Source organism: Microcystis sp. M53603_WE2, assembly GCF_030065435.1.
In genome coordinates, this window is record NZ_JASJFF010000138.1 from 1 (window position 1) to 5,229 (window position 5,229).

The window sequence follows — 5,229 nt, forward strand, 5'->3', positions numbered from 1 at the left end:
ATACAAGGTCAACAAAAAGATGTCAAGTTGTATCCTTAACAAGGGAACCGTCAAACTAGGAGCCGTGTGAGGTGAAAGTCTCATGCACGGTTCTGAATGGGAGGGGAGGTCGGTGACGATTTTCTCGACCCCTAATAGTATAACTTTGTCTTGATAATTTACAAAACGATTGGAACCTGAAGAAGAAAAATTATTACGGGGTTTAACTGACAGTGTTTCTCAAAAAACTGATGTTTACTTTTCCTCTTGTCTTCTTGTTGCTAATTGGTCTAAAATTTCGGCGTGAACTTGGCGAGTAATTGGATAAAAATAGGCAAGAATTAAGCTAATGATCAGAAAAAATGCCGGTAAAGGAGCAATTGCTAGGCGAATTGCTATTAAAGCACTATCTGGCTGCAGGGGAATTGCTTCTCCTGGGATTCTCGGTTTAAAACCCGATGTTTCTAGAGCAATACCGACAAGAAATAACCCCAAAGCTAAACCAATTTTTTGCAGAAGTACCATGAAAGCATAAAAAATCCCTTCTCGACGTTTTCCTGTTTCTAATTCGTCTAATTCAATCACATCGGGAACCATTGACCAAGGAATTAAATAGGCCACAGATACGCCAAATCCCGCCAAAACTGCCAAAGCATACATTAAAGTTATTTCTCCTGGTTGGAGCAAAAATAAACCAATTTGGGCAATAATCCAGAATGTCATCCCTAAAAAATAGACTATCTTTTTGTCTAATTTCTGACTAACTGCTTGCCAGAAAAATAACATCACTAAAGCTGTTCCCTGTACTGCCAAAGCGACTAAACCCGATTCTGCTTCCGATAGTCTCATGTAGCTGACGACGTAGTAAACCAAAATCGAGGCGGTTAATTGTACTCCTAACCAAGCACAAAGATAGATGCCAATAACGTATAAAAAGGGACGATTACCAAAAACTATTTTTAATTGTTCTTTCAGGGGAATAGTTTCGGTATTATTATCCGCTTCTCTCTGTTTAATTGCCGCGCTATCCTTGAGATGATTTTCAGTTTTGCCATAGTAAAGGGTTAACCCCGAAACTATCCCTTCTATTCCTAATAAAATTGTGGAAATAGCGATAAAGTCTCTGGGATTTACCCCAATTTTTCCTAGTCCATAGACCGAGGAAAGCGCACCGATAACTATAAAAGCAATTGCCAAAACTTTTTTCTGGGGAGAATTGAGAATCGCTTTTGCTCCTCGTTCTTGTAAAGCTAAAGCGCAGCAAATAACTGCTATAATCGACATTAAAGCACAAACTACACCTAACAATAAAAAAGCTTGATGGAGATCGTTGGCATAGGACGATGAGACGATAATATAGAGAATTAATGAGAGAATGCTGCCCCCGATGGAAAAGGCAAAACGAAAACTATTTAAGCGGGTTCTCTCATTATAATCATAAGTTAATTCAGGGGTGAGTGCCTGGTAGGGAAGATTGACTACTGTATAGGTTAAATTAAAGATAATACCAATAAAAATATAATATAAAAATAGCCATAATTGGTTATTAGTCGGGATTAACCACAGTAAAAAATAGCTAATTCCGAAGGGAATCGACCCCAATAACATCCATGGTAAGCGACGACCCCAGATAGTACGAGTTCGATCGCTCCACATGCCAATAATCGGATCGTTAATAGCGTCGAAAATTCTCACCACCATCAGCACACTACCAGCTAATCCTGCTGGTAATCCTGCCACATCAGTGAGGAAAAATAGCAGGTAAAATACCGAGATATTGGCAGTGATAGCCGGTCCCAAATCCCCCGCACCATAGGCGATTTTTGTGGTTAAATTGAGTCTTTCAGAAGTCAAATGAGCCATAAAAGCAATTATAGAGACTAAAATAAGCTTAACTGTTCTGGGAGCAGTTGAGGAACTTTAATTTTTTTTGTCTCTAGTAATTCCTGAAAATATCTAGCGTTAAAAGGGAAGATTCCCCGATGACACAAGGGACAAAGAAATAGCTTGATCTTTGGCATCCCGGAAAATTCTGACTATTTCCCCGTCCTTCACTTTTTATCTATCGCCTTGACCAGCATTATGAGCTAAACTGACTAATATCAGTTATTTTAGCTATCAGCATCGGAATTCCCCTTATTCTGGCAGTTAAGTAGGTGGGTGGAATTAAATATAAGATGAACGTAGGTTGGGTTGAAGCATGAAACCCAACTCCCGCATGGGTTACGCTACCGCTAACCCATCCTACAAATAATTGTGCCTCCCTACTTACAAGCGAGAAGATCGCCCAGATTGTTCTTTTTCGGACTGTTAGCGGTTAGGAGCTATTACTGGGGAGACGATCGAAATAGATCAAGAAAGTGTGATAGTACAGATAAGAGATCGGGGAAAATTTTTTCGCCAAACCTAAAACTTTTTGACGCTGACGTTCTATGATGCCTCATATCTTCCTATTTTTAGAGATTTTTTCCCAAGAAGGCGGTATTCAATCCTATATCAAGGATGTCCTGCAAGCTTATCTCACTTTGCCCGATTGCGAGGCGGCCGAGGTTTTTTTACTGCGGGATGCCCCTGATTGTCCTAATCCTTTCAAAAATCAAGGTATTACCTTTCATTACCTGAAAAATAACTCAGCAACTCTCGGACGCATTCAATTAGCCCTTAAGTTTCTAGTTTCTCTCCTCCGGAAACGTCCCCAACGGGTTTTTTGTGGTCATATAAATTTAGCTCCTCTCACCCGTCTTTACTGTCAAGCTTTAGGCATACCCTACACCGTCCTCACCTACGGCAATGAAGTCTGGGAACCTTTACCAAATTCCCAAAAACAAGCCCTGCAAGCGGCCGCATCGATCTGGACAATTAGCCGTTACACTCGCGATCTTATGTGTAAGGCTAACGCTATCGATCCCAAAAAAGTAGCAATTCTCCCCTGTGTGGTGAATGAGGAAAAGTTTAATTTAGGTGAAAAGTCCTTGACATTAATCAAAAAATATGATACGGAAAATGCCAAAGTTTTATTAACAGTGGCCCGGTTGTGGTCGGGGGATATCCATAAAGGGGTAGATGTTACCATTCGGGCCCTGCCGACAATTCTAGAGACTTATCCCGAAGTAAAATATCTAGTCATTGGACGTGGGGACGATCGCCCCAGGTTAGAAGCTTTAACCAAGCAGTTAGGAGTGGATAAACAGGTAATTTTCGCGGGTTTTGTCCCGACGGAGGAATTAGCCGACCATTATCGTTTAGCCGATGCTTACGTTATGCCCTCCCGGGAAGGATTCGGGATTGTTTACCTAGAGGCCATGGCCTGTGGTATTCCCGTGATTTCTGGAGATGAGGACGGTTCAGCAGAGCCGCTGCAGGATGGTTTGGTGGGGTGGCGCGTTCCCTATCGAGATGCCGAAAAGGTGGCTCAAGCTTGTTTAGAAATTTTGCCAGGTCAGGATCAACGTTGTCACCCGCAATGGTTGCGTCAACAAACTGTAACTAAATTCGGCAAAAAGACTTTACAGGCAAAATTACGGCAGTTAATCTAATTATAACTTCATTGGGCATCGTCTCCTCAATACCGGCCACTGACTAGCCAAAACCACAACTTTGTCACTCATTATTAAGATAACTGCTATACTCCTCTATGGCTTCCCCAAAAGATTTTATTAGTCCGGTCAATTCTGGTCAAAAGTTGGTCTATCCTTTTCGCAACTATCTTAACTATCTTCACGACAAATACTCTGATTTACAGACGGGTAAGATCGCCGATTATATTCCTGAATTAGCCCTAGCAGCTCCACAATGGTTTGGTATTTCGGTAATTACCACTGACGGTCAGATTTTTGAGGTGGGAGACTGTCAGCAAACCTTTACAGTACAATCGATTTCTAAAGCTTTTGTCTTTGGATTAGCTCTAGAAGATCACGGAAGGGAATACGTTAATAGTAAAGTCGGTGTTGAACCCACGGGGGAAGCTTTTAACTCGATTATTCTCGATGAAAAAACCAATCGTCCCTATAATCCTATGGTTAATGCTGGTGCGATCGCTACCACGGATTTAATCACCGGACAGAATGCCACCGAAAGGCTAAAACGTATTTTAGAAATGTTTAAACGCTATACCGGCAGGGATCACGAGATTAATGTCCCCGTTTTTCTCTCGGAAAAATCCACCGGCAATCGCAATCGGGCCATGGCCTATCTAATGCTAAATTTTGGCATGGTTAGCGATAAAATTGAAGAAACCCTCGACCTTTACTGTCAACAATGCGCCATCCTCGTCCATGCTCACGATTTAGCCCTGATGGCCGCTACCTTGGCTAATGGGGGTGTCAACCCAATCACAGGAATACGGGCGATCGATGAACACTACGTTCAAGATGTGATCAGTGTTATGCTTACCTGTGGAATGTACGACGCTTCGGGAGAATGGGCCTATCGAGTAGGATTACCAGCAAAAAGCGGTGTCGGGGGCGGAATTACGGCAGTAGTCCCCCATCAGTTGGGAATTGGCACTTTTTCGCCCCTTTTAGATGAAAAAGGCAACAGTATCAGAGGAGTGAAAATTTGTCAAGATATTTCAGAGGATTTTGGTTTACATTTATTCAATGTGGCCAAACCAGAACGAGATTTAAAAACATGGCTTGAAGGCAATAGTTGATACCACCCCCTACTTCCCACTCCCCACTCTGCCATGGCTTTTAAACAGGATTTAGTCTGATAAATGTCCCCAGCAAGAGCGCCTACCGACCCGGGGAAATTAATTTGGCTAGAGGTCTGTGGAAAAAATTTCAGAAACCTCTTGACAAAAGCAGCGGGTTGTGTGTAATATAAATATTGTGTGAGGAGTATAAGTTCAGTATAAGAGGAACCTTTGGGGTCGAAACACGGCAAGACTCCCAGAGGTTCTTCTTTTTCACTCCCTTATTGGCTCAAAGTCAGCCGTAAAATCAGGTTTTCCCGATCGCTAGTTTTTTCTCAATTTATCCCTTCTAGGTCTGTTGCTGCTCACCAAGAGCAACAGGTCAAAATTTTGCCGAAGAAACTGCACAAGAGAAGTGTAATTGCTCGTAAAATTGGGAATTAAGTACAAGGGCAATCCTATGGCAGATAAAAATAACGGTAACGGTGGCTTATTCGTCGTCGGGGTTTTAGTGGGCAGTGCGGTCGGGGCAGTGGCGGGTTTATTAGTAGCGCCCAGATCTGGAAAAGAAACCCGTCGAATTCTGCAAAAATCCGCGCGGGCTTTGCCTGAATTAG

The 5,229-nt window shown here is 42.4% G+C and carries 4 protein-coding genes; 3 read left to right on the forward strand and 1 reads right to left on the reverse strand.

Features of this window, described 5'->3' with window-relative positions; genetic code table 11:
* Window positions 1-234: 234 nt before the first annotated feature.
* The gene (locus PX481_RS03215) at window positions 235-1,842 is read right to left on the reverse strand and encodes an MFS transporter (protein ID WP_002761239.1); all 1,608 of its coding nucleotides are present in this window, start codon (window positions 1,840-1,842) and stop codon (window positions 235-237) included.
* Between the two features lie 569 nt (window positions 1,843-2,411).
* Here PX481_RS03215 and PX481_RS03220 point away from each other — a divergent pair.
* From PX481_RS03220 to PX481_RS03230, 3 genes are all read left to right on the forward strand, one after another.
* The gene (locus PX481_RS03220) at window positions 2,412-3,515 is read left to right on the forward strand and encodes a glycosyltransferase family 4 protein (protein WP_288093643.1); all 1,104 of its coding nucleotides are present in this window, start codon (window positions 2,412-2,414) and stop codon (window positions 3,513-3,515) included.
* Window positions 3,516-3,613: 98 nt separating this feature from the next.
* Window positions 3,614-4,630, forward strand: a complete 1,017-nt coding sequence (gene glsA / locus PX481_RS03225) for a glutaminase A (RefSeq protein WP_002761234.1) — start codon at window positions 3,614-3,616, stop codon at window positions 4,628-4,630.
* Window positions 4,631-5,072: 442 nt separating this feature from the next.
* The coding region (locus PX481_RS03230) for a YtxH domain-containing protein (protein ID WP_288093645.1) at window positions 5,073-5,229 on the forward strand (157 nt) is incomplete at its 3' end.

What these genes read in the sequence shown, in the direction of transcription:
- PX481_RS03215 (WP_002761239.1), bottom strand. Translation starts at nt 1,842, where the DNA reads ATGGCTCATTTGACTTCTGAAAGACTCAATTTAACCACAAAAATCGCC.
- PX481_RS03220 (WP_288093643.1), top strand. Translation starts at nt 2,412, where the DNA reads ATGATGCCTCATATCTTCCTATTTTTAGAGATTTTTTCCCAAGAAGGC.
- glsA (WP_002761234.1), top strand. Translation starts at nt 3,614, where the DNA reads ATGGCTTCCCCAAAAGATTTTATTAGTCCGGTCAATTCTGGTCAAAAG.